General features: G+C 38.6%; 31 protein-coding genes. 7 read left to right on the top strand and 24 right to left on the bottom strand.

Annotation, left to right across the window (positions count from 1 at the left end; all coding sequences use genetic code 11):
* Positions 1 to 50: 50 nt before the first annotated feature.
* The 7 genes from NST21_RS08240 to NST21_RS08210 all read right to left on the bottom strand — a co-directional run bounded on the left by NST21_RS08240 (position 51) and on the right by NST21_RS08210 (position 7382).
* Positions 51 to 2213: a penicillin-binding protein gene (locus NST21_RS08240; protein ID WP_340888654.1), complete on the bottom strand. Its 2163-nt coding sequence runs from the start codon at positions 2211 to 2213 to the stop codon at positions 51 to 53.
* Between the two features lie 2 nt (positions 2214 to 2215).
* Positions 2216 to 2572 (bottom strand): cell division protein FtsL, encoded by a 357-nt coding sequence (ftsL, locus tag NST21_RS08235; protein WP_056526551.1) that lies wholly within the window; start codon positions 2570 to 2572, stop codon positions 2216 to 2218.
* A 30-nt stretch (positions 2573 to 2602) separates the two neighbouring features.
* Positions 2603 to 3535: a 16S rRNA (cytosine(1402)-N(4))-methyltransferase RsmH gene (rsmH, locus tag NST21_RS08230; RefSeq protein WP_053345230.1), complete on the bottom strand. Its 933-nt coding sequence runs from the start codon at positions 3533 to 3535 to the stop codon at positions 2603 to 2605.
* A gap of 52 nt (positions 3536 to 3587) precedes the next feature.
* Positions 3588 to 4019 (bottom strand): division/cell wall cluster transcriptional repressor MraZ, encoded by a 432-nt coding sequence (gene mraZ / locus NST21_RS08225; RefSeq protein ID WP_053345229.1) that lies wholly within the window; start codon positions 4017 to 4019, stop codon positions 3588 to 3590.
* Between the two features lie 343 nt (positions 4020 to 4362).
* Positions 4363 to 5991, bottom strand: a complete 1629-nt coding sequence (gene bshC / locus NST21_RS08220) for a bacillithiol biosynthesis cysteine-adding enzyme BshC (RefSeq protein WP_340888653.1) — start codon at positions 5989 to 5991, stop codon at positions 4363 to 4365.
* Positions 5992 to 6100: 109 nt separating this feature from the next.
* Complete coding sequence (locus tag NST21_RS08215; protein ID WP_053345227.1) at positions 6101 to 6493, bottom strand: DUF3397 domain-containing protein; 393 nt, start codon at positions 6491 to 6493, stop codon at positions 6101 to 6103.
* Between the two features lie 4 nt (positions 6494 to 6497).
* Entirely contained in the window at positions 6498 to 7382 is an 885-nt protein-coding gene (locus tag NST21_RS08210) for a 2-dehydropantoate 2-reductase (protein WP_340888652.1), read from the bottom strand.
* 461 nt (positions 7383 to 7843) lie between these two features.
* Here NST21_RS08210 and NST21_RS08205 point away from each other — a divergent pair, with 461 nt between their 5' ends.
* Positions 7844 to 8335, top strand: coding sequence for an N-acetyltransferase (locus NST21_RS08205; protein WP_053345225.1), 492 nt, complete (start codon positions 7844 to 7846; stop codon positions 8333 to 8335).
* A gap of 40 nt (positions 8336 to 8375) precedes the next feature.
* On the opposite strand, the gene NST21_RS08200 is transcribed toward NST21_RS08205, so the two are convergent.
* The 4 genes from NST21_RS08200 to NST21_RS08185 form a co-directional block, all read right to left on the bottom strand.
* Positions 8376 to 8993: an RsfA family transcriptional regulator gene (locus NST21_RS08200; RefSeq protein WP_098175417.1), complete on the bottom strand. Its 618-nt coding sequence runs from the start codon at positions 8991 to 8993 to the stop codon at positions 8376 to 8378.
* 78 nt (positions 8994 to 9071) lie between these two features.
* Positions 9072 to 9836, bottom strand: coding sequence for an enoyl-CoA hydratase/isomerase family protein (locus NST21_RS08195; protein ID WP_340888649.1), 765 nt, complete (start codon positions 9834 to 9836; stop codon positions 9072 to 9074).
* Between the two features lie 151 nt (positions 9837 to 9987).
* The gene (gene rpmF / locus NST21_RS08190) at positions 9988 to 10161 is read right to left on the bottom strand and encodes a 50S ribosomal protein L32 (protein ID WP_034313929.1); all 174 of its coding nucleotides are present in this window, start codon (positions 10159 to 10161) and stop codon (positions 9988 to 9990) included.
* Between the two features lie 65 nt (positions 10162 to 10226).
* The gene (locus NST21_RS08185; RefSeq protein WP_053345222.1) at positions 10227 to 10748 is read right to left on the bottom strand and encodes a YceD family protein; all 522 of its coding nucleotides are present in this window, start codon (positions 10746 to 10748) and stop codon (positions 10227 to 10229) included.
* 218 nt (positions 10749 to 10966) lie between these two features.
* Between NST21_RS08185 and NST21_RS08180 the strand changes: the two genes are divergently transcribed.
* Entirely contained in the window at positions 10967 to 12175 is a 1209-nt protein-coding gene (locus NST21_RS08180; protein WP_340888648.1) for a nucleotidyltransferase, read from the top strand.
* Positions 12176 to 12300: 125 nt separating this feature from the next.
* Here NST21_RS08180 and NST21_RS08175 read toward each other — a convergent pair whose 3' ends face one another.
* Both NST21_RS08175 and NST21_RS08170 read right to left on the bottom strand, forming a co-directional pair.
* On the bottom strand, positions 12301 to 13326 hold the full coding sequence (locus tag NST21_RS08175) for a SepM family pheromone-processing serine protease (RefSeq protein WP_056526530.1): 1026 nt from the start codon (positions 13324 to 13326) through the stop codon (positions 12301 to 12303).
* A complete protein-coding gene (locus NST21_RS08170; protein ID WP_053345219.1) occupies positions 13316 to 14113 on the bottom strand; it encodes a patatin-like phospholipase family protein in 798 nt (265 codons plus the stop codon). The genes NST21_RS08175 and NST21_RS08170 overlap by 11 nt, the downstream gene beginning before the upstream one ends.
* Before the next feature lie 313 nt (positions 14114 to 14426).
* Here NST21_RS08170 and ylbJ point away from each other — a divergent pair, with 313 nt between their 5' ends.
* The gene (gene ylbJ, locus NST21_RS08165) at positions 14427 to 15647 is read left to right on the top strand and encodes a sporulation integral membrane protein YlbJ (protein WP_053345218.1); all 1221 of its coding nucleotides are present in this window, start codon (positions 14427 to 14429) and stop codon (positions 15645 to 15647) included.
* A 42-nt stretch (positions 15648 to 15689) separates the two neighbouring features.
* Here ylbJ and coaD read toward each other — a convergent pair whose 3' ends face one another.
* Together coaD and rsmD are read right to left on the bottom strand one after the other, a co-directional pair.
* On the bottom strand, positions 15690 to 16181 hold the full coding sequence (coaD, locus tag NST21_RS08160) for a pantetheine-phosphate adenylyltransferase (protein WP_053345217.1): 492 nt from the start codon (positions 16179 to 16181) through the stop codon (positions 15690 to 15692).
* Entirely contained in the window at positions 16182 to 16757 is a 576-nt protein-coding gene (gene rsmD / locus NST21_RS08155; protein WP_053345216.1) for a 16S rRNA (guanine(966)-N(2))-methyltransferase RsmD, read from the bottom strand.
* Between the two features lie 478 nt (positions 16758 to 17235).
* Here rsmD and NST21_RS08150 point away from each other — a divergent pair, with 478 nt between their 5' ends.
* Positions 17236 to 17625: a DUF7147 family protein gene (locus NST21_RS08150; RefSeq protein WP_340888646.1), complete on the top strand. Its 390-nt coding sequence runs from the start codon at positions 17236 to 17238 to the stop codon at positions 17623 to 17625.
* Between the two features lie 54 nt (positions 17626 to 17679).
* Here NST21_RS08150 and NST21_RS08145 read toward each other — a convergent pair whose 3' ends face one another.
* Positions 17680 to 17955, bottom strand: a complete 276-nt coding sequence (locus NST21_RS08145; protein WP_048684554.1) for a YlbG family protein — start codon at positions 17953 to 17955, stop codon at positions 17680 to 17682.
* A gap of 138 nt (positions 17956 to 18093) precedes the next feature.
* Here NST21_RS08145 and NST21_RS08140 point away from each other — a divergent pair, with 138 nt between their 5' ends.
* A complete protein-coding gene (locus NST21_RS08140) occupies positions 18094 to 18423 on the top strand; it encodes a hypothetical protein (protein WP_340888644.1) in 330 nt (109 codons plus the stop codon).
* Between the two features lie 44 nt (positions 18424 to 18467).
* On the opposite strand, the gene NST21_RS08135 is transcribed toward NST21_RS08140, so the two are convergent.
* The 4 genes from NST21_RS08135 to NST21_RS08120 are packed head-to-tail and all read right to left on the bottom strand — an operon-like array spanning position 18468 to position 20165.
* Positions 18468 to 18917: a YlbF family regulator gene (locus NST21_RS08135; RefSeq protein WP_201181569.1), complete on the bottom strand. Its 450-nt coding sequence runs from the start codon at positions 18915 to 18917 to the stop codon at positions 18468 to 18470.
* A 60-nt stretch (positions 18918 to 18977) separates the two neighbouring features.
* Positions 18978 to 19403 (bottom strand): hypothetical protein, encoded by a 426-nt coding sequence (locus NST21_RS08130; RefSeq protein WP_340888643.1) that lies wholly within the window; start codon positions 19401 to 19403, stop codon positions 18978 to 18980.
* Between the two features lie 60 nt (positions 19404 to 19463).
* Positions 19464 to 19706: a YlbE-like family protein gene (locus NST21_RS08125; RefSeq protein ID WP_053345212.1), complete on the bottom strand. Its 243-nt coding sequence runs from the start codon at positions 19704 to 19706 to the stop codon at positions 19464 to 19466.
* A 24-nt stretch (positions 19707 to 19730) separates the two neighbouring features.
* Positions 19731 to 20165 (bottom strand): YlbD family protein, encoded by a 435-nt coding sequence (locus tag NST21_RS08120; RefSeq protein WP_201181573.1) that lies wholly within the window; start codon positions 20163 to 20165, stop codon positions 19731 to 19733.
* 134 nt (positions 20166 to 20299) lie between these two features.
* On the opposite strand from NST21_RS08120, the gene NST21_RS08115 reads away from it, so the two are divergent.
* On the top strand, positions 20300 to 20794 hold the full coding sequence (locus tag NST21_RS08115) for a PaaI family thioesterase (protein ID WP_340888642.1): 495 nt from the start codon (positions 20300 to 20302) through the stop codon (positions 20792 to 20794).
* Between the two features lie 40 nt (positions 20795 to 20834).
* On the opposite strand, the gene NST21_RS08110 is transcribed toward NST21_RS08115, so the two are convergent.
* Complete coding sequence (locus NST21_RS08110; RefSeq protein ID WP_340888641.1) at positions 20835 to 21704, bottom strand: CAP domain-containing protein; 870 nt, start codon at positions 21702 to 21704, stop codon at positions 20835 to 20837.
* Positions 21705 to 22214: 510 nt separating this feature from the next.
* Between NST21_RS08110 and NST21_RS08105 the strand changes: the two genes are divergently transcribed.
* The gene (locus NST21_RS08105; RefSeq protein WP_053345208.1) at positions 22215 to 22577 is read left to right on the top strand and encodes a YugN family protein; all 363 of its coding nucleotides are present in this window, start codon (positions 22215 to 22217) and stop codon (positions 22575 to 22577) included.
* A gap of 113 nt (positions 22578 to 22690) precedes the next feature.
* On the opposite strand, the gene NST21_RS08100 is transcribed toward NST21_RS08105, so the two are convergent.
* From NST21_RS08100 to ctaF, 3 genes are all read right to left on the bottom strand, one after another.
* A complete protein-coding gene (locus tag NST21_RS08100; RefSeq protein ID WP_053345207.1) occupies positions 22691 to 23152 on the bottom strand; it encodes a DUF420 domain-containing protein in 462 nt (153 codons plus the stop codon).
* Between the two features lie 251 nt (positions 23153 to 23403).
* Positions 23404 to 24306, bottom strand: coding sequence for a cytochrome c oxidase assembly factor CtaG (gene ctaG, locus NST21_RS08095; RefSeq protein WP_340888640.1), 903 nt, complete (start codon positions 24304 to 24306; stop codon positions 23404 to 23406).
* Between the two features lie 150 nt (positions 24307 to 24456).
* Positions 24457 to 24792, bottom strand: a complete 336-nt coding sequence (gene ctaF, locus NST21_RS08090; RefSeq protein ID WP_056526510.1) for a cytochrome c oxidase subunit IVB — start codon at positions 24790 to 24792, stop codon at positions 24457 to 24459.
* Position 24793 lies beyond the last annotated feature (1 nt).

The raw sequence follows: 24793 nt of genomic DNA, 5'->3' as shown, positions 1-24793 counted from the left end.
AAAGAGGGTGATCTATTAGGATCACCCTCTTTTTTAAAATATCTATATTTTTAATCAGACCCTTTATTCTCATTACTTGATAAATTATCGGCAGCGCCTTCTGGTTGGGACAATTCAACATTGAAAGAGTCCCCTTCCTTAACCTTTTTACCTACCTTGATATTCTGTTTACTCACATAACCTGTTCCTGAAGTTTGGAGATCCAGCTTCGCAACCTTAGCTAATTTCATTACATCACGTAAGGACCATCCTTTCATATCAGGAACTTTCATATCACCTTCTGTTCGAAGGATTATTTTTTCACCCTGTAAGAGGGTGCTCCCTGCTTTAGGTGATTGATCGAGAACTTTCCGACCGCTTCCGATCGTACTAACTTCATATCCTAACTGTTCCAGCTCCTTAACAGAAGAACTCTCAGATTGATTAGTATAGTCTTCAATTTTATTGGCTGTTTGTTTTTTCACATCAGAAGGCTTAATATTTAAATATTGCAGGCTATTTTGCATGACAGGATTAAATATCTCAGACAATGGATCCGCTCCTACATAAGTGGCACCTAAGTTTGGCTTTTTGACTGCCACATAGATGACCAGTTGTGGGTCATCTTTTGGAGCCATACCTAAAAAGGAGAATACATAGTTATTCTTCCCTTCTAAATATCGGCCTGTTGGACCGGCTATCTGAGCTGTACCAGTTTTCCCTGCTACTTCGTATCCTTCAATGGCATATTTTTTCCCTGTTCCTTTTTTCGCAGAGATTACCGTTTCCAAATAGTCACGTACTTGTTTAGCAGTCTCTGATGAAATCGGTTCACCTGATACTTTTGGTTTTGTCGTTTTCAATACTTTTCCGGTATCCTGATCGGAAATACTTTTAATCACATATGGTTGCATCATTTTTCCATCATTGGCAATTGCCGAAGCTGCTTGGATCTGTTGAATCGGTGTAACGGTTGAACCTTGCCCAAAGGAAGTTGTAACCTTTTCAAGCTTATACTTATATTGAATTTTACCAGTTATCTCATTTGGCAGATCAATCCCCGTCTTATTATCGAAACCAAACTTCGTCAAATATTCTCGGAAGGTATCTGCACCGATTTTATCCATTGCCAATGTCGCAAAAGCGACATTGGAAGAACGTTGTACACCTTCAAGAAAGGTCATACTTTTTCCTCTTTCGATTCCGCTGTGATCACCGATGGAGCCCGCTCCCGTCTTGTAAGTGCCGGCAGTAAAACTTTCATTGGGATTAAAGACCCCTTCTTCCACAGCAGCTGCAAGGGTGAACGTTTTCATGGTTGAGCCTGGTTCGAATGATTCTTCGATAGCAAGGTTACGCCACGTATCCGTAAGCCCCTCTTTCGTTGTCGGATGGAAGGTAGGTCTTTGCCCCATCGCTACAATTTCCCCCGTTTTGGGATTGGATACAATCGCTATGATTTGCTCGGGATCATACTTTTCTTGCACTTTACTCAACGAATCTTCCAAGAAAGTTTGTATTTTCTTGTCGATGGTCAGCATTACATCATTACCATTATCCGGAGCTACCACCTTTTCCTTCGTATCCGGTAAAAGAATTCCCCATTTGTCACTGTCATATGTCAGCTTTCCATCTGTTTCCTGCAATTCTTTATTGAGGTACTTTTCAATTCCGAACTTACCAGCCATTTCTCCGGTTTCCTCATCTTTTTCTACATAGCCAATTAGATGGGATGCGAAGATTCCATTCGGATAAAAGCGTTTATTCGTTCTTCCAAATGTAATTCCCGGCAGTTCCAATTTTTCTATTTTCTGTTTGACAACCTGAGTCAAATCCTTGCCGGCCTTTCCAAACTCCACCTGGTATGCCCCTTTTTTCGTAAGGCGCTCATAGATGTCCTGCTCATCCATATCTATATATTTAGCAAGTTTAGCAGCCGTCATTTCTGGGTCTTTGACATGCTCAGTTTCCTTTTCACTAAGTACAGCCCTTAAAATATAGGAAGAAGTATCCTCGGCAATGACTTCACCCTTTGTATCGAGAATACTTCCCCTTTTAGCTTCTATGACCTGTTCTCTTTCATATTTCTTGTCGATTTTCGAAGCTAGTACCTCACCACCGGCTGTGCCTGTCACCTGAATATACAAAAAGCGGCAGATTAATACAAAAAAGAGCAGGCCGAATAAGAAGAATAATCCGGCTGCTCCATGCTTCATATTTTTTTGTTTCTGCATTATCACTGCACACCCTTCACATTATTCTTATTTAACTTGAACCCTAGCTCTTCAGCTTTTTTCCAAATTCTTTCGTATGTACTAAGTTCATCAACCTGCACTTTCAAATCTTCGTTCACTTTACTCTGTTTATCAATTGATACTTCGACTTGCTGGATCTCTTTATTCGTTTCATAAATGGCCGCTTGGTTAGAAACTATTTTCACTCCCAAAAAGGTAACCATAATAGCAAGGGCACATAGTAAGATTACTTCACCAATGGATATCTTCGCTTTACGGATGACCACTGTTTGATGTGTCTGTTGTTGCCGTTGGTCTTCATATTGCTGTTCTTGTATTTTTTTGGCTATGGAACTCATTCATGCTCCCCCTTACTGATTTTTCTATATTTATTGTTTCTCGGCAATTCTTAACTTAGCTGAACGGGAACGATTATTCCCTTCCAATTCTTCTTCTGAAGGTAAGATTGGTTTTCTCGTGATTAATTTCATAGGCGGTTTAAATTCATCAGGAATAACTGGAAGTCCATGCGGAAGGTCAGGCAAGGCACTGGCTTTTTTAAATACTGTTTTACAAATTCTATCTTCTAGTGAATGGAATGTAATGACAGATATTCTTCCTTCTATATCCAATAGGGAAATAGCTTGCTCTAAAGAATCTTCAAAGACACCAAGTTCATCATTTACAGCAATTCGTATTGCTTGAAATACTCGTTTCGCGGGGTGTCCACCTTTTCTTCTTGCCGGTGCAGGAATTCCATCTTTAATTAGCTCTACAAGCTCAAACGTTGTTTCAATCGGTTTTATTTCACGAGCTGCTTCAATTTTCCTGGCAATTTGCTTAGAAAATTTTTCTTCTCCATATTGAAAGAAGATTCTCATCAATTCATGGAATGACCAAGTATTCACAACATCATATGCAGAAATAGCAGCACTCTGATCCATCCTCATATCCAGCGGCGCATCATGGTTATAACTGAATCCTCGCTCCGGTGTATCCAATTGTGGAGATGACACACCTAAATCATAAAGAATCCCATCCACTTTCTCGATTCCCCGGGCATTCAATTCTTCTTTTAAGTATTTAAAATTATTAGGAACGAGTACAATACGGTCTCCATAGCTTTCTAATTTAGCCTTAGCATTCTGAATCGCCGTCTCGTCCTGATCAAAAGCATAAAGTCTGCCCTTGTCAGATAGCTGTGAGAGCAAGTATTCACTGTGACCTGCCCCTCCTAAAGTACAATCTACATAAATTCCATCAGGTTTGATGTTTAATCCATCAACCGTCTCTTTTAATAACACTGTTGTATGTTGAAACATGCTAGACATCCTTCCAATCGGTTATTGAGTAACTCTATTTCTGAGGGCAGCCTTAAATATCAAAGCCAATCATATTTTCTGCTATCTCAGCGAAAGAATCCTCTGAAGCTGAAAAATAGTTTTCCCAAAGGGATTTGCTCCAAATCTCAATACGATTGGTAACACCAAGAATTACACATTCTTTTTCCAATTGGCCATATGAAGTAAGCGGCGTGGGAATATTTATTCGCCCTTGTTTATCTATTTCGCATTCTGTTGCTGCCGAAAAGAAAAAACGGGTAAAGGCTCGGGCATCTTTTTTTGTTAAAGGCAGGGCTTTCAGCTTCTCTTCAAGCAGCTTCCACTCTTCCATAGGGTAACCAAATAAACATTGATCAAGTCCACGGGTCAGTACAAATTGTTCCCCAAGGTTGTCCCTGAATTTAACTGGGACAATCAGACGGCCTTTTATATCGATGTTATGATGGTACTCTCCCATGAACATACCCACAACCCCCACATTCTAATCTCAATGTACCACATTCCCCCACCTTTCTCCACTTGTTTTTACTTTCTCCTTAAAAGTAAAAATTCCCTTCTTTTCTCCTTAAGTTTATTTAGCCAATTTATTTAAAGACAACACCATTTCGCTCGAATTAACGCACACTAAGACACAGTCACACTAATACTGTCGAAGGCTTTCATGCCAAATGGCCACCAACAAAAAAAAGACAGGCTGGCCGCCTGTCTTTCTGCTGATTTTTATAGTCCCATTCTTCCTAATGGTAGGTGAGTCTCTTTGTTCAAAATCATTGATCCACCACTCTCATCCAATCAGGTGAGTTTTTCTACAAAAAAATCAATTTGTGCTGGTTATTGAACTGGTAATCCAGTTTCATAATTTCCCGAACAAAATCTGGTCCATATTGATTCAAGTAATAAAAAACATTCCAAATCCTCTCCTGTGGTGATTCCAGAGGATACAGAGAATTTGCTATCCGTTCAAACTTTTTCAATACAACCGAGTGGCGTTCCTTAGTACGGTCACCAATTTTCCCATACATGAAATCCAATTGCTTTTGGATGAATTCGATATTTTTATTCAACATCGGCTCAAGACCTCTATCTAACGAAACAGCGTGCACTGATAGCTTTTCATGATTATCTTCAAGTTGCGATTTCAACTGCCCGAATAATTGATCAATCGTCTCATCCTTCACAGTATCAAGGTAACATCGAACAGCATTCGTGGTTCCTTCAGTCAACACGGTCTCCAACTCGAGTTCTGTTTCCTCAAGATCAGTTTGAACGCCACGCTCTACAAGCGTGATGTTTAACCTCGGAACGATTGGCGGCATCTTCATTGAAAACAACTCAAACGCCTGTTTCAATTCTGCCCAATAAGCAATTTCCCCCGGTCCAGAAATAAAAGCTAATACCGGGAAAAGCATTTCCTGCATAAGCGGACGAGTAATGACATTATTGCTTAGTTGTTCTGGATGACCTTTGGCTATCTGCAAGAGTTCCTGCTCAGAAAATGAAACCTCTCCGTTCTTCCCGCTGAACATACCATCTACCCGTTCGAGCAAACATCGATCTTTTTTATCTGTATCATAATAAAATAAATTTGCTGCCTGTTTATCCATTTCTATCATTTTTGCATAGCCTTGAGCATGCATATATGATTGTTGCTCCACGACAACTTCTGCAATCCGTTCACTTTTTTTAATCATCGATTCAAAGAAGCCTGTTTCAATTTCCCTTAGTTTCGGATCACCAGCATCGACAAGTAAAAGGCCATATTCATGGAACCATTCGTGAATCAGACGGGCAAAAAAGTCGACGAATGTGTTCGATTGCTCGATTGTTTCTTTAATATCAATAAGAAGTTTATTCGTAAAGGCTGTTTCTCCGTAAGTTTCAATGATTTCTTCGAACCACTTCTCTGCCTTTTCCGTATCAAGCTCCACATCCGAAACCATTGTTTTATATGGCTGATATGAAGGGTATGTTTTTTTATTAGGTTTACTGTTTTTCATCACATAAACATGATTGACTTCAGCTAAATCATGATCTTCACCAGCTATCCAAAAAACAGGAATTACAGACTTCCCTAGTTCTTTTTCTTGTTCTTCTGCAAGCTTAATGATTGATATCACTTTATGAATCGTATAAAGCGGACCTGACAATAACCCAGCCTGCTGCCCGCCAATCACGACCACTGAATCGTTACTGCGCAACCTTTCAATATTTCCATTAACAGCATCACTGCTTGGAAAACGAGACATGTATTGTTGTATGTAATCTGATAACTCCCCTCGTAAAAACGAACGGTTCATCAATTCAAGGTATCTATTACGATATATGTCCGGATTGGACAGGTCATAGTGAAAATACTCCTCAGTTTCAAGACGGTTTTGTAAATAGTCCGATGCAAAACGATTTAAAGATGGTAACGCGAGATCTTTCATCTCCATTTCTGTTCTCCCTTTCTCTGCAACTACAATTCTTTTTAGAGTATAACATTCTGTTTTAAGAAAACAAAAGAAGTTGCCCAGCAGCAGAAAATTGATGCTATGTTCTATGTTATGTAGTCAATATCTTCGTAATACTTGTAATCAAGCCAATGGAAAATAATAGTAGGTAAGCGCAGAAAAAGAAGGCAAAATTCACTCTCCAAAAACCTTTTAAAACCTTATGAAAAATGATTTCTTCTTTCACCTTATAATGGACAAGAACAACAACAAATGCGTTGACAATCATGATCAGCATGATCACCCAAAGAATATGTATATCCCAAATTGTAATAATTAAATAATGGACTGATAAAACGAAAAGCAATGTACTCATATCCATCGCAAATTGAACGGATCGTCTATGGTTTCCAGTGAATTGTTTAGCACCGATAAAAAATAGAATATACCCTATAAAGGGCAAGGTAATAAATATCGCAGCAAGACTTGATACAAAGTTCGGCACACCCTCATCCCCCCTGAAACTCTTTTCCTTTAACCATCTTATATAGAGAAGCCGTTACGCAATCACTTTTCTCTTTCCTCTTTGCCTCCGAGAGGATATACCCCAAAATAGCATCGATTTCCGTTTTCCTGCCATTATCTATGTCTTTAAGCATGGAAGATCGGTTTTCTGCTGTTGCAAAGCATACGGATTTTACATGTTCAAATGACCCCATCTTATTTGGTAATTCTAAAATAGCAGAAATTTCCTCGAAAAGAGCCTGAAACAGCTGATAATAAAAGGGATTACTGATTAATTTTCCATTTTCCACAGATAGTATCGCTGTTAATGGATTAATAACTGCATTAACGACCAGCTTATCTATCAGCATAGAGTGATAGTTCTCACTCTTAGAAAAAGGAAAACGATTGATTTTTTCATCTAATAACGACAGCTGATCAAGACTTCCTTTGAAGGATGCCACCCGCGTGATACCGAGTCCCGTATGCTCCACAGTATTCTGGTCATGTTTCAGTGCCCCATGCTCCACTACCCCAACATAGATTACTGGTGATTGCAGCTGTTTCAAATAAGATATATGTCCATAGCCATTCTGCAAGAATAGCAACGGAACTTGTATTCGTTCAATGACGGGTAAGATTTGCGAAAGGTGATATTGCTTAACAGTTATTATGATAAGATCTTCACTCGAAATACCTTCTTCCATAGCTTTCGAAACTACCCCTGTCAGCAACCGGTTTTCCCCATTCTCAATAAGACACAGACCATCACGATTTATAATGGATGCTTGTTCCATTGTACGAGTATAAAGAGTAACACTATGATTCCCACTCAAACGAGATGCGAATAACAAACCGATTGCTCCGCCCCCAATGATTCCAATTCTCATAATAACCTTCCTTACTTTTTGATATATATTTACTATTTTAACACATTTTCTTTTTTATCCTGCTGCGATTCCTCCCCCTCGATCGAAGAAACCCATGCACCGCTATCCCCATGCTCTTTTCCGCTCGCAAATAAAAATAAGGGGAGCGAATTATAAATACGACAGCCAAAGTTTTATTTCCTTCTTTATGAGATAAATTAATGGTATATTAGATATAAAAGCCGAGCCATTTTTTTGACTTTATAGGAGCAAAAGATACCTCCAATCTTAAGCCGACGAGAAATCGAAGGAAAAAGGACGGGGGATACACGGCTGTAAGCATTTAGTCAGCAAGGATGAATCGATTGATGCCACACTAGATTTATGCCTTAAGCTGGAATTCCACATGATAACTTAGCATTGAGGTACTTTCAAAAGGTATTGTTGGAAGAGGTTTATCAGAATTAAGGGGGAGCTTTTTTATGGAATACAAGGTGGAGAGATTACTTGTAAATTTTAAAACGCTTGAGGAATTCAAAAAATTCAAAGAATACGGGATACAGGAACTGTCAATGCTCGATGATTTAGAAGGTAACATCATTGAAAATGACAGCCAATCACCTTTTTACGGTATCTTTTATGGTGACAAACTTGTAGCAAGGATGAGTCTGTACAAAAAAAGTGCTAATTTTGACCAGTATTTTGATAATACAAGAGACTTCCTCGTTCTTTGGAAACTTGAAGTCTTGCCTAACTATCAGAAAAAAGGTTATGGAAGAGCTTTAGTTGAATTCGCTAAAAGTCTGAACATGCCAATCAAAACGAACCCAAGAGTTCATTCACAAGACTTTTGGAAAAAAATGGATTTCTCTGCTGTTTCCTATGATATGGACCGGGACCTTGGAGAAAACCCGCTAATTTGGAGCCCATTTGTCAAACAAGAAGAGAACATAAACATAGATACACAAGAATAAGGTGATAAAAAAAGCGGGCGGATATTTCCACCCGCTTTTTTTATTTATTAACCCTTTCCAAATTTCCGTTTTTATCCATTTGGAAACTCACTTTCGGATTCGCCTTTTCGTCTTCTAGCACACTGAGCTTTCTAGCCCGCTCCATAATTTGCATTAACGCACGATAATCTTCCTCTACCACTTTCAAGTTTTCTTTCAGCAGTCTATTTTCATCCTGTAAACGATCATTTTCCTGTTCAAGTAAAAGTGAGTGCTCAGAAATTCGTTCTTTTTCCTTACTATCAAGTTGGATTAATTCATCCATTTTCGTTAAATATAATATAACTTCCTGAAGGGTAATAGATTCATTTTCCCTTTCCTCGTTTGTCTTTTGTTCAATAGTCTTGAATTCTGCTACTACAGTTTCCGTTTCAAAATCGGTTTCCTTTACAGCCTGTTCTTTCCTTTGCTTTTTGGCCAGCTCAATTCCTGATTTATATTGCTTTCTTACAAAAGAATTCCAACGAAATCCACAAGCGGCTGATGTTCTCGATACCTGCTTCCCTACTTCTTCAAATGCCCTTAACTGTGTACTGCCTTCTCGAATATGCCTTAATACCACTTCAACCAGCAACAAATCCTCATCCTGTGTCCATGCATCTTGTCTCGTAAGTGACATCTCTCTACCTCCCAGCAAGTTTTACTTCATAATATGCACATGCTAGGAAAGATAGAAGAAATATAGAGGGTGTAACATTTATTTTTTCTTGTTTAAAAACCGATCGACTGCAGCATGATGTGCATCAGTCGCCCATAGTTTAGCACATTCACGAATTTCCGCTTCCATTCTTCCTTTAATCCCGCTATCCTTCCATTTCTTGACCAATAATTTTTTATAAGCCATCAGTACTCCTGTCTCATGACGAAGTAAATCTTCTACAAATTCTTCCCATCCATTCGTATTTTCTTCGATTATCTTATCTACGAAACCAAATTCCCTGGCTTCTTCAGCTTTATGTATTTTTGCATCCAACAATAGTTTCAGCGCTTTTTGCTCTGGTATTTTCTCAAGTAAAAGCGAAGCACCGCCCCATCCTGTCGTAATCCCAAGTGTCCCCTGTACAAAACCAAGTTTCACTCCACTTTTTGCCAATCTAAAATCACAAGCAGTCGCTATTTCACACCCGCCACCGACAGCACTCCCATTAAGAAGTGCTAGTGTAGGTTTTGGAAAAACCGCTAGTGTATAAAGAATCTTACCCATTTTTGATAACATGGTAAAGGCCTCTTCCTCTGTGTAGAGGTCATGAAACTCGCTTAAATCCCCACCTGAACAGAATGCCTGAGAGCCTGCCCCTGTCAGGACCAGCATCTTTACTTCGTCGTCGTTTGCCGCTTTTGACAAAACCGCCTCAAGTTCGTCCATTAATTGATAATTCACAGCATTCCTTTTTTCCGGTCTATTAAATAAAATCTTCATGTAACCGCGTACATCCTTTTCAACAATTAGCACCTGATTCATGTAAACACCTTCTTCAATAAATGTCTGTCAAGCTGCAAAAAATTCTAAATATTCTGCCAAAAATCTTGGTAAAAAAAGCACAGAGAAATATCTCTGTGCTTTGATTAGCGTGTTGCATCAAGAAAGCAAAGCTTTCAAGTAGGTCAAGAAATTATTTTGCGACAACTTCTTTTCCTTTGTATGTTCCACATTCTTTACAAACGTGATGTGAAAGAGTCATTCCACCACAGCTTGGGCATTCTACCATACCAGGTACTTGAAGCTTGAAGTGTGTACGACGTTTTCTTTTTACAGTTTTCGACGTTCTTCTAAAAGGTACAGCCATTATTCCCACCTCCTTAAAAAATATAAAAAAGCTGGAAAAATCGAATTAACGATTTTTCGTTCCAATCAAGATTCTTTATTGTTGTCAAAAAAGTCGGCAAGCTTTGCAAATCTCGGATCAACCTTATGTTTACTTTCTTCTTCAGAAATAACAGCCCAGTCTTTCCCAGATTGAGGAGCAGCTTCGTTCGAATCGACATCCTCACAAAAAACCTGCATCGGAATTTCTAGCAATAAATTTTCTTTAATTACCGGTATAAGGTCTACAACATCGCCTTCCACAACAGTGACATCATCTCCGTAGAAATCAGTGTCGTCTGCCTTTAAAAGAAAGGTTTCCTTTGTATCAATATCAATCGGATATTTCACGTCTACCAGTGTACGGGAGCATGGTAATGTTAATTCACCTGAAAGATGCAAGTGAAAAGTAATCTCGGTCGAGTTGATATCAGCTCTTCCTGCTACTCTAATCGGAGAAACATCGCGAATTTGCGGGTCTCTTTCCTTAATGTCTAAGACATCCACTAGTTCATCAAACCGTAAATCTTTGTCCCGAATTTTTTGAAGTTGACTAATCGTCCATTTCAAATGAAATCACCTCAAGGCAACAAAAATAATTATAGCTTTCAATTATAAGTTTGTCAATATTTTTTCTTTACACTATAATGTAGTCATCCTAACTGATTATCCAAGTTTATGATTCATTTTAAACAAAAAATCACGAAGAATCATTATAGTAATTTTACTTGAAATACTATTTTAGCACTAAGTTGAAAAAATACAAAGTTTTTCTCTGAGGTGAAGGAATGAAAGCTTGCGGTTTAGTAGTCGAATATAACCCTTTTCATAATGGACATGTTTTACATGCTAGAGAAAGTAGAGAAAATACAGAGGCAGATGTCGTGGTAGCGGTTATGAGCGGACCATTCTTACAGCGCGGTGAACCTGCTATTGTCAGTAAATGGGCAAGGGCGGAAATGGCTTTACGCGGCGGCATTGACCTTGTCATCGAGCTTCCCTATGCCTTTGCAACCCAGAAGGCGGAGATCTTTGCAAAAGGCTCGATTTCTCTTTTGGAATACCTTGGCTGCGACTCTTTTTGCTTTGGAAGCGAGGATGGCCGAATTGAACCATTCATAACGGCTCATAAAATTCTTTCTGACAATTCTGTAGCATTCGATGCAGCCATTAAATCGGCCATGGATGCCGGTAACAGCTATCCGACAAGTGCCTCCCTGGCTTTTCAATCAATAATCCAAAATGATGATGTGCTGGATTTGACGAAGCCAAATAATATTCTTGGTAAAGAATATGTTAGTGTTGCCCTAAAAAACAGTTTTTCAATTCAACCCTATACGATTCAACGGGTTGCGGCCGGATACCATGAAACACAGTTGTCTTCCGAGTCGATAGCAAGTGCAACAGGAATCCGGAAAGCCATCATGGAACAAAAACAGGAATTGGAGCCTGTTGCTGGCTATATTCCACAATCAACAAGAATCGGCCTTGAGCATTATTTATCGACCTACCGTACCTTACATGACTGGGAAATGTATTGGCCTATGTTGAAATACCGGATTCTATCCTCTTCACTAATGGAGTTGGCAGAAATTTACGAAATCGAAGAAGGCATTGAGCACCGATTTAAGGAAATGGCAAAACAAGCTACAACCTTTTCAGACTTCATGGCCGCAATGAAGACAAAGCGCTATACCTGGACACGACTCCAGCGGATGTGCGTCCATATTTTCACACATACCTTAAAGGGAAAAATGATACACAATGATCTACCTTCTTATATCAGACTCCTTGGCATGAATGCCCGGGGGCAGGAGTACCTTCGCACCGTCAAGAAAGACTTGCCGGTTCCGCTCATCTCTAAACTATCAGCATATCAAAAGCATGGCATTGAAACGGACTTACGGGCGGCACAGGTATATGCATTGGGCTTACCTGAACCAAATCAAGCCGCCTTAATGAAACGAGAATACGAATCACCAATTATTATTAAATAAAGAAAATACCGGTTAACCTAGGCCACCAAGTCCCACCAGTTTCTTTCGCCGTGAAATTCAGCAGTGTTTTTGACATCGAAATTTAACAAAAAAAAGCGCAAACAGATGAACTGCTTGCGCTTTTTTTATTCTTCTTTTTCCTTTAATTTCGTTAGGTAATCCAACGCATCTTCAAAATTGTCAACCGGGACAATTTTCATTTTTGTTTCAATGTCCTTTGCTACAACCAATGCGTCTTCATAATTCGAACCAGCTGCTCCGTTTTCATTTGGCGCAAAGAAAATTTCCGCTCCGGATTTATCGGCAGCGACAATTTTCTGCTGAATCCCTCCTATTGGGCCGACTGTTCCATCATCTGACATCGTTCCTGTCCCCGCAATATCGTAGCCTTTTGTGAGATCTCCCTCTGTTAATTGATTATAAATTTCCAAAGAAAACATCAATCCAGCTGAAGGACCACCTATTTGTTCAGAATCTATGGCGATGGCAGGTTTCGTTATGACCCTTCGATTATCATCGAGAGAAATGCCTATCCCAACCCTACTTGGATCATCTTTAAAAGACTGCAACGAGAGATGAGCTGTTTTCTCTGTCTCTTCCCTCTTATACACTAATTCAACTTCGTCTCCAGCCTTTTTCCCATTAATGTAATCCATGAATTCCTCTGCGGACTTAAATTTCACATTATCCACCTGAATGATTTGGTCGCCCGCCTTCAGTTCTTTAGCAGCTGGCATTCCTTTTAGCACGTCCAAAACATATACACCTAAGTATTCGTAATCCACTTCTTTCCCTGCTTTTTCATAAGCTATTTGGATTGCATTATTTTTAGAACCGTCCATTAAATGCAACTGCCTAATATTATATTCTTCATCGGTTTCATCCTCGCTACGAATCGATGTCTCCGGATAAATTTCCTGATAATCACTCCACTTTGCCAGCATATAGGAATAAATATTAGCCTTGCCCATCCTTACCGTGGTCAGCATAAAGCTACCTTCCGCTTCATCACCGCCGGAAACCTCAATAATTGGCTCTAATTCTTTAGCCATTCCTGGTTTTGACACATAATAAGGTAGGGAATAAAGAGCAGATGCTATCAGTAGTATAGCGGCCACCAGGAAAGTGCGTACATACATTTTACGGCTCATCTTCAAATGACTCCTTCCAAGTAACAATGCTTTGCTTAATTTGATCGATCTTTCCTCTTGCAGCTTCTTCTCCAATACTAATTATCTCCTGTATGTTTGTAAATGATTTCGAGCTGTATTTCTCAACCCTAGGACGGATCATGACGTCTGAGGCAAACTCCCTGCTTTTAACCAATTCCATTTGAAGGATATCGAGGCTTTGCATGATAACATCATAGATAGAGTTTATCTCCATATCTTGTTTAACATGAGCGACATCTACTCCTATTATGATATCCGCTCCCATATCCTTCACTACAGAAACAGGAACCCTGTCAACAACGCCTCCATCAACAAGAAGTCTATTTCCGATTTTTTCCGGAATGAAGATGCCAGGAATTGAGATGCTTGCTCTGACAGCAGGGGCAATAGGACCTTCCTGAAAAATGACTTTTTCTCCAGTTTTTATATCCGTAGCAACCACTGCTACAGGAATATCAAGTTCTTCAAATTTCTTTCCATATGTAAATACTCTAATTAAATCTTTTGTCCGTTTACCTGAAATGAAACCCATTTTAGGTATCGTAAAGTCTAAATAATATTTTCGTTTAAAAGCCCTCGACAGCTTATAGAGCCTCTCAATATCTGAACCTGCGCCATAAAAGGCAGCAACCATCGCCCCCATGCTGCTTCCAGCAATCATATCTATCGGAATGCCTTCTTGCTTCAACACCTTTATCACGCCAATATGGGCAAAGCCTCTTGCTCCTCCAGACCCAAGTGCAAGCCCAATCTTTGGTTTTGACAAAGAAATCCCCCCTCTCTGTAAGAAGTTCAAAATATTGAAATAACACTCATACAAAGTTATGGTCTTAAACAGATTTATAGAAGCATATTGTTTATATTGACAGTGAAACAAGCATGGTAGCACGAACAAAGACTCCCAATGTAATGAAATTGAAATATTACAGCCATTTCTAGTACCTAGTATCTTCATTTTATCATGTTTTTACAATCGATAACCCATACTGTGCATTACTTTTCGAGAAAAGGAAGTTCGTATTTTATATATACGAAACGAACTGCCCTTATTTAGTATCCCTTCAAGAGGAGGCTGAACTTTGCTTAAATCAAAATCTAAAACAGTATTATTAGCTCTCACCGTCACGATGATGACAATTGGCTTAATCATTTTCCCCCAGGAATCTTTTGAAGCTTCCAAAGGTGGGCTGAATATGTGGTGGAAAATTGTTTTTCCTTCTCTCCTACCCTTCTTAATTTTCTCAGAGTTATTAATTAGTTTTGGTGTTGTCAGATTCATTGGAGTCATACTCGAGCCGTTCATGCGCCCTTTATTTCGAGTCCCCGGAGTGGGCGGTTTTGTCTGGGCGATGGGACTTGCCTCTGGGTTTCCAGCCGGAGCCAAATTCACCGTAAGGCTTCGTCAAGAGAAACAGGTGACCCGCATTGAGGCTGAAAGACTTGTTTGCTTTACCAATTCATCAAATCCATTATTCCTGTTTGTTGCCGTTGCTGTAGGGTTCTTCCATAATCCTCAATTAGGTATCATCCTTGCACTCTCCCATTACCTAGGAAATTTTTGTGTAGGAATATTAATGCGCTTTTACCGTTGGAAAGAGGAAAAGTCCCAGTCGAAAGGAATCACCAAACTACCTTCCATTAGACAAGCCTTTAGCCAGATGCATCGAACCCGGCTAAAAGAAACGAGACCATTTGGAAGTTTGCTTGGAGATGCTGTTCTATCCTCCATCCAAACTCTTCTAATGATTGGTGGATTCATCATTCTTTTTTCGGTAGTCAATAAACTTTTATTTCATATGAATATTACCGGACTGCTAGCCTCGTGGGTCGGAGGAATATTACATATAATGAATTTCCCTGATTCTTTAAGCCTCCCGTTCATTTCAGGGTTGTTTGAAATGACTCTTGGCTCAAAATTAACCAGTTCAGTCGAAAATGCGAGCCTCCTTCAGCAGACTGTAATGACAAGTTTCATCCTAGCTTTCAATGGATTCAGCATTCAAGCGCAAGTAGCCAGTATTATAGCCGCATCAGACATTCGGTTCATGCCATTTTTTCTAGCTAGAATTGCACATGGTTTTCTTGCATCCATTTTCACTGTATTGCTTTGGGGGCCATTCTATAAAGGCAATAATTACAGCGGCAACCCATTCAATGCCTTCCCAGTCAGCGGATCGACAGGTGAACGTGCAAGCTCTCTTTATCAGAATATGCTTGATTTTGGTCCGTTGTTAACCCTCGCTTTTTTAACCCTTTACATCATGATATTCGCCAAACGACTATTCAAAGGACTTTCTTAAATAGAAAAAAGAGCATTGCCTAGGTCGGCAATGCTCTTTTTTCTATTCTTTTTGTTGCTCATACTTCTTAGTCAAGGCTTTTTGGACGACAGGAGGCACTAGTTCAGAAATATCACCGCCATATTTCGCAACCTCTTTCACGATACTTGAGCTCAAGAAAGAATATTGATTTTTCGTCATGATAAAGAACGATTCTATGTTATTGTTCAGGAAACGGTTCATTGAAGTTCCCTGCATTTCATATTCAAAGTCAGAAGTCGCCCGTAATCCTCGGATAATCGCATTCGCGGAAACGCTTTCAGCATAGTCGACCGTCAGTCCCTGATAGAAATCCACCTTAACATTTGGCATATGAGCCGTTGCTTCTGTAATTAACTCCAGCCTTTCTTCTACCGTAAACAATGAATTTTTTGCTGAATTGTTCACAATGACCACATATACCTCATCAAACACATTCGCTCCCCTCTGAATGATATCAAGATGACCAAATGTGATTGGATCAAAACTTCCCGGACAAATCGCTATTTTTGACATTCATAGTTCCCCCTGTTCGTTTACGTTCCCCCAATGATAAATCGTAACAGCAATGACACCATAAACTTCTTTTCTCTTAACAGTAAAGTCGCCAACTTGCTCAGGCAATGTAACATCATGGCCATGCTCACAAACAATATACCCCGTATTGCTTAGCAATCGGTTTTTATGTATTTCTTCAAGTAAATCCACAAGCTTTTGTTTCTTATAAGGTGGATCAAGAAAGATTAATTGAAAAGTTATTTCCCTTTTCACCAAAGCTTTCAATGCACGTTCTGAATCATTTTTGTAAACCTCTGCACGGTCTGAAAACTTACATATCTCCAAATTTGCCTTAACCGTTTGATTTGCTTTAAAGTCTCGGTCTACAAATATGGCTTTATCCATTCCCCTGCTTAATGCTTCAATTCCTAGTCCACCGCTACCAGCAAACAAGTCAAGTACGAGCCCACCTTCGAAATAAGGACCAATCATATTAAAAATGGATTCTTTAACTTTATCCGTAGTCGGCCGGGTTCCTGTTCCCGGTACAGCCTTTAGTGGTCTTCCTTTACAAATTCCAGAAACGACCCTCATCATTCTCACCACATTTTATGACAAATTTCTGTTACTTTCCTATCCTAACATATTAGAAAAAGCTAGCCAATAATAAAAGCCAATTCCTTCTTCCTAGAACAACATCAAATTAAATTTTCCTACACCCAATTACAACACCTATTCTTCATCCATTCTTTTTATAAATCTCTTACATTTTGAATATTTAAGTTGTATTTGGCAATAATGTGAATAACAACATTCCTTATTAGGTGTTGTTGCCAACCGCGGAGAAGGCTTACGTTTCCCCATAAGTTCTTCCTCCGGTTTCTCCTCTCCCTTTGCCTTCTAGTCCTAAGTTAGACATAGAAGGACCCTGCAGATTTTTGCAGGGCTTTTTTTTTTGATAAACCTCCATTACTCGTGGGGCTTTGTCATGATTAGACAATGAAATTGTCCTTCTCTTTTAAAGGAGATAATGATAAAGTAATGAATAATAAGTTAGTTAGGAGAGGTTTAATTGATTCAACGTTTTATTGAACTTGGACAAGGATATTCTGATATATATGAGCTGCTTGAAGTAGGACGCAATCAAAAGCATCGTGTTGCAAGGCTTTTAGCTCTACACACTACGATAAATGATAAAACGGTAACTTCATTAGTTATTGTCATGCAACCTACAGATCCAGGGAAATTCCAGCCGCTTTATATTTGCCGTGAAGGAATTCCGAACCCTCATGTTACCGTAAACAAACGCTATGAGCTTTTTGAGAAATTAGCAGAGGAACTAGATAAATCCATTATTGAAATCGATGTAAAATCTTCGGTCCTCTTTGCAGAAATCGAGTTATACTATCAGCATTTGATTGGTATATTACGAATGAACAGATATCTGCCTCCATTAGGTTGAAGAAAAATAGATGTCCCGAAATAAAAAAGCTGACTCCGCATGAGTCAGCTTTTTTTAAATTCCCATCTTATAATCATATTCTTTCGCTTTATCTGGTTTGGAGTTTTCAAATTCCACTTTCAAAAAAGGCTTATAAGATAGGTCCACTTTTTTTACAAACGAATAATTATTCAGCTTTTCTACCAATGGTTCGACTTCATCCATGTTTGTATAAAGGACTACATATTTCAATTTTTTTGAAACATAATGGATATTCCCGAATTTCCTAAGCATTTTGGCTTGTTTTAATGTATGTAAATAGACGATAATTCCTTGTCTCGCTCCAAGCATATCAATAACTCCCTTTTATAAAGGTTTTAATTAAGTTTAGCATAGCAGAATCTGTACTTTCAACCAAGAAAAAAAGATTATAAACTAAATTCTCTTACTATTATGAATATAGATAATAAGAAAGGAGCCGAAAAAGAGATGGATTTAGACCAAATCTGGAATCAATTTATCGGACATCTATTAGATAATGAAGAGATAAGCCAAGCCTCGCTAAAGAAAATTACGGGCATTCCATTTATATATATTCATTATCCTCAGAAGGATAAGGAAAACGAAAAAAATAATCTCTTTCTCTTAATAAAAAAAGCAGCAAGCCGTTCAATGCGAGGCAAGCAACTCCATTGCGAAACCATTTTCGTCCGGCAGGAAATCCAATTATTTGTATTCCGCCACCGTTTTTATGTACCACAACAAAAGATGTTTTGCTGTGGGAATCTCTGTCCGGACTGCATCTTGTTTAGAAGTTAACACTGCTATAAAAAAAAAGCCTGGAAGGACCAGGCTTTTTCCTATTAAGCAGAGCACCCACAACTCCCACCAGTACCGCAACTTCCGGTTGAGCACCCACCTGAAGATACAAAAAATGGATTTCCCGCAGGGGTTTTAACCTGCTCAGAAACTGCCCGGCCAATTCGTCCGCTGATTTCGTCAAGAACGGATTGCAATTCCGTCTCTGCCCTCTTAAACTGGGCAACGGTAGAATGCATATCCATATCTCGTTTAGCTTCTCTAGTCTCTAAATTGATACGTTTGTAGTCCGGATGATATTTACCGAACCTTTGAACATCTTCAAACAGATCCTTTAAAGAGGTAAACTTTGAAATCTTCTGCTGTGCCTCTTTGTCGCTCTGTAATTTATATAAACTAAGGAGATATTCTTCTCCTATTTCAGAATGAAGGATTATTTCAGCTAATCCGTCAGCCTGTTGTAAAATGTCGATAATTTCCATAGTAGCAAGCATAAACAAGCTCACCTCCACCACCATTTTAACATTTCTTCCTATCAGATGCTAATGGTTTGATTAAATAGAGGAAGTGATATGTACCTCAAACTCTTTTTGTAATCCTGTTTTTTTACCTGAACCATTTAAGATCTCCAGCTTAATCTTATGCATGCCATTTGGAACATCCTTTAAGATAAAAGCCGCTGTCCGCATAACTTTTTTCTTTTGATTATCAATAGATACCGACACAGTTGCCAATTGTTTAGGATTTGTTTCAGAAAAACCATACTCCTTTAGGTAGCATTCAACATATACAGAGTTCCCTTTCACAAAAGTTTTCACCTGAAAGTCCTCATCCAAATTTTGGACGGTTGATACAGTGGTGGCAGCTTTTAAGTTAGAAACATTTTGTAGAGCTGCTCCTAAATTTTCAGGTTCCGGTATTTTCTTTCCACAACCTGTCGCTGCCATCAACACTGTTAGAACCATAATGAATCTTCTCATATCATCGTCCCCCTTTTGCCTTTATTGTTCGCCAAAAGGAGTAATTTACTCTTTTTTTCTTCATTCGCCTGGAGTATTCATCGCTTGAAACATATGAAGCATCATGGAAGCAACCTGAACGCTTTCTGAAAATTTAGAAACCCGATGTGGTATCGACTTCTCAAAATAGTATTTCGCTTCCGTTTCGAATACGTCCACTTCATGAGGATTCCGCATTAACCTTTTGTACCATGCAGGTTGAACCCTCAAGTAATTACGCATATCTTCATTTGTTTGAATGAATTCATATACATTCTGGCGCATGAAAAGCCCTCCCCTCTTCACTACTTAATCTTTGTTAAATATGAATGGATTCGCTCTCTGCCCTTTATCCTTCGGGGGCGGATTGGAATCACCACCTGATTTATTCCCTTGGAAAGCCGATAGCACTCCCTGTATTGCCCCAATTGCCTGATTGGCATTTGTAATATATTGTTGTATCTGACCCATATCCATATTTTTAACTGCACTCATTAACGAACCTATCAACTCCGTACTTTGATCTCCCTTTTCTACCGGCTGTGATTGAGGTTCAGACTTCACTATAGATTCATTCACACTGCCGTCAGCCTGCCAGCGTGAATGATCTTCTCCGAGTAAGTACCATTCTTCAAAAAGTTCCTGCCATGTTGCTTGCTTGTTTCTCACTTCATTTACTAAATAAGGATGCTCCTTGACAAACTCCCGAAATCCATCGACGGAGGGGCGCTTTTTTTTTGCCATTACTCTCACCTCACACTAAGACATCGCCTATGTTCACCATATGCTAAAATGAAATAAAAAGTGCATGGCATTTCTATTCCGAATTTAATTGTATTTCCTTATAGTATAATATTAGAAAATGAGGGGGTATTTTCATGATAGATTTCAGGGATTTAGTCGAAGACTTTCAAAAACTGGCAAAGTCAGCAGATGAAACAGAGTTAGCCGTTTTATCGGGAATAATCTCAGGAATACAAGTAAAAAGAGAACAAAAGAAGTATTCCTATATTTCAAGCCTATTGCAGTTAAATAAGGATGTACGCCAACAGGATACCTCACTTACAATGACCATGCCTAACACACCACTTGTACATAATGAATTGAACATTACCCACGGCGGAATGATTGCTACCTTGATAGATTCGTGCATGGGAATCATTGCCAACTCAACAGTTCCAGAAGGGTACGCTACAGTAACGACAGATATACAAGTTCGGTATGTAAAACCCGCTATTGGTGATCATTTAACATGTAAGTGTGAGTTAATACATAGAGGCAATAAAACGATTATCGTCGAAGGAAAGGTATACCGCGATGATGGCGAACTTTGCGCGGTATCGACAGGCAACTTTTTCATCTTGAAAATATAATAATTAGAAAATAAAAACGGATCCCATAAGGGATCCATTTTTATTTTCTTATGAAATTCTGTGTATAATACTTTTTATAAACCCCAACACCCAAGCCTGTAAAGTCCTCATTCAGCATCGCATCCCGATGGCCCTTACTATTTAGCCAGCCTTCCATGACTGCCGCTGCATCCACATAATCTTTAGCAATATTTTCACCTGCTGCGCTGTATTTAACGTGACCTGCGTTCAGACGCTTTTCCAAATCCCCTTTTGTTTCAGGGACGTTTGTTCCTTCAGGAATATCTTTCATTTCACGGCTATGAAGGCAAGCAACTTCGGCTGCAGAATCATCCCATTCTAGAGGCTTCAAATCAAATCTGCTACGCATGATATTCGTAATATCGAATATTTGCTGTTCGTTGCCTTCCTCCACCTTTTCCCAGTCTTTCTCAGAAAGATCCTTAACCTTCACAAGCTTACCATGGTAGGTCAACTCATAAGGCTGTTGTTTTAAAAGGGTAGAATCATTCAAAAACCGAACACTTGAAACCGTTCCTGAGAATTTATCTAAATACAACTGTACATGAATATCCCCAAGTTCAATCAAAGGCCTCATGTTCATATCTTCCTCAGACAATTCAAAACGATAGGAACTATCTCCAACCTCAATATCAACAGTTGGTTCTACATACAAACTAGAATAGATGGCATCAATGGATTGTCCGATTTTAAATGGCGCAACATTAACCTTATCACCTATACCATATGCAGATATCACTTTTTCATTTTCAACGGCTAATTGAAAATAATTACTATAATCTTTTTTATAAACCCACCAATCATAGCCATAAGCGGACATGTCAATTCGATCAGGTTCTCCGAATTCTTTTTCTATCTCTTTCGTATTTTTCCCAATTGTAACTGCCAAACCTTCTGTAGCTTCAGTCACCTCTTTTTCAGAAGAAGTACTTTTCTCATTTATATGTTCATTAGGGTTAACACCTTTGTTACCATCAATTAGGGGATTACCTTCATCTTCACCGCCGATATTAAGATAAATACCGATTACAAAAAAGATAATAATTAATACCGTTACCTTACCTAACCCGCGCAGAGGAACACTCCCTCTCTCTATCTAATTTATGTATACAATGCTCACATCTTTCTTTCCTGATTATATCATTGTTCAATCATAATTTTCTAATTTACAATGGAATGCCACTTCATTTAATTTATTATTAAAAAGTGTAACTTTTGTGAATGATGAAAATACCATGTTTGAGTTCATTGCAACTTCCACCATTTCGTACTATTATAAAATATAGGATAAAATGGTATATTATAAACATACTGGAGAATTATTTAAATATTTTATGTACATAACATTTTCCTGGTATGTCATTTTAATTCTCAAATGTAAACATAGGAGGTACTACTCGTGAAATTTGAAAGCTTTGGAATCGAGAACATCACAGCCGACTTAAACCGACTAGATGACCTAATGCCGCAATATGGTTTAATACGTGCAGAACAATGGGATTACGAAAGAGTTAGTTACGATCGTAAATTTGAAATAAAAGAAGGCACGTTCTATCTGCGAATACTTGGCTTTGCTACAGAAGGCGATGTAGGCGCTCACAGAGCCGTCATCAAACTAATGGTTCCTCTATTAGGAAAACACTATTATCCACACGGCGTTGAATACGGCGAAGGAGAGGACTTCCCTGCTTCATTAGTGAAGCAAAGTGAAAAAATCCTTGCTCAGATCAAAGAAGAACTCACACAATTTAATGGCCTGTAAAAGCCTTTAGCAAAAAATACAGTAAAAAAAGAGGGTGTCTATAGATGCTCTCTCTTTTTTAAATACCTATAACAAAAGCCTGATGCTTTTTTGCACCAGGCTTTTTCTTTGTTTTAAAACCCTAGAATTGCCTTTATTAAAGATGTTGTTTCTCCACCGTGATAAATGACATAAAGCAGAATATAAACGGCTACTCCAGTGATTCCAGTGAAAAACCAAATAATACTTGTCGTAGGCCCAATTTTTTTATGGATGGCAAAATTGCCTTTAAACCCAGTGGTAAGCATAATAATTCCAAGAACAGCTCCTGTCGTAGCAAGCGTTATGTGGAAAATCAAAAAAATCGTATAGTAAATTTTAATGTCATCAGGTCCACCAAATGACGTACTACCAATAAAGACTGTTCGTGAAAGGTAGATAGTGAAAAAGATTACCGCAAAAACCGCAGCTACCATCATTGTCTTCTTATGGGTCTCGATTTTGCGCTGTTTAATTTGATACCAGCCTATTGCAACAGTGATGGCACTTAATACAATGAAAGCTGTACTTATCGTTGGAAGGATTGGTAAAGACATAAGAATTGTAGTCCTCTCTATATTTATTAATCAACTACCATTTTATAAGAGGTAATCATAAAATACAATAAAATCAAGGATTATTAACAGAATGCTCACTTTTATAGAAAAGCTAAGACTAATCACTAGCTTTTACGATTTATAAAAAGGATGGCCTCTTTTCCCTATTAAAGTCTTCGTTAGGCAGCACCGTAATGGCGATGACATCATAAAAAACTTGTCCGTTACTAGACAAGTCCTTTATGATACGACTATTCTACAGTCTGAAATTCTGAAGGAATCGGATCGATCCCATTTTGCTCTCCATTTTCCTTTTTGAACCATGCAAAGAAAATGACTCCTAAAACATATCCTAAAACGATTTCTTGAATAACCTTCATAAGTACCCCGCCAAGCTGCTGGTCTTCAAGCAACGGCAGCCCATTAAACATTTCTGGACCACTGAGTGATAAATTGGACAATGCTGAAGCAGGCACGCAAAGCTCCATCGCACTGGCCCATGATTCAGCATTCGTAAACGTATCATACATCGGATAATTAGCAAAAATGATTAATGCACAAGCTGGTGTCATTAAAATACCACTGCCAAAAATATAAGCTACTTTTTTAACACCTGATAGACTTTCTTGTTCTGGAAGTTGATTAACAAGAGGAAACCACATCAGAACTGCTGTCGTAAATAAGATCGCCGTGTAGCCAGCATGAAACCACATCCCCGTTTTAATAAAGTCAAAAACTAACGGGATATGGTACAACGAGAAAAGGACATTAAATAGTAAAAGAGCCACGAGGGGTTTCGTGAAATACTGAAATAACGGTTTCACTCCCCTTGAACCTATGAAAGATCTCCAGAACCAGTCTGGTATCGCAATGATAAATAATGGCGGAATCACCAAGTAAAGCAGAGCCATTTGAAACATATGGGCACTGAACATGATATGACTCAATAAATCCAGCGGGGAACCCTTTACCATATAAAGCAGGAACATTGCTAATAAGAAATAAGTTACCTGCTTTACGGAAAGCGATGAACTACCCGGAAACTTCCATCTGTATTTTGTCACCAACCAAAAATATCCAACCGTTATAAGTACGAGGGCGGCAAAATAGTATGGACTCCACAAAGCACGAAAGCCGAAAATATCAATAGACAAAAAATCACCTCGTCATAAACTTTTTCTTACTTCCATTATACCTAAAATAAAACTTAGTAACAAATATAGATAAACTTGGATTATTTTCCTAACAAATGAACAAGACATAAGAAAACCGGCTATTAAACAATAGCCGATTTTCTTTATAGTTTATAACCAAACAATCGTTGTGAAAACAAGAACAGTTATTAAGCCGACTGCAAGGCCAGAGAATAAAAACAATGCAATAGTACCATGCCCTTTATGCTTCATATGCATAAAATAATACAATTGGAAAACCACTTGAACGACTGCCAGTAGCAAAATGACTGGTTTAATGAACCAATGTGAAAATCCTTCAATTCCTACTGCAGCAAAAGCAATTAATGTAAAGAAAATCATAAGTGTAAATGATATCACTTGATGTTTCATCTCTTCAGCATTTTTCTTACGGCGATATTTTAAATCGACATTCGGGTTCGCTGAATTTGATTGTTCATTCGCCATC

The sequence above is a fragment of the Peribacillus sp. FSL K6-1552 genome (assembly GCF_038005205.1).
Lineage (GTDB): Bacteria > Bacillota > Bacilli > Bacillales > DSM-1321 > Peribacillus > Peribacillus butanolivorans.
This window is presented reverse-complemented; position numbering and strand designations above follow the sequence as displayed.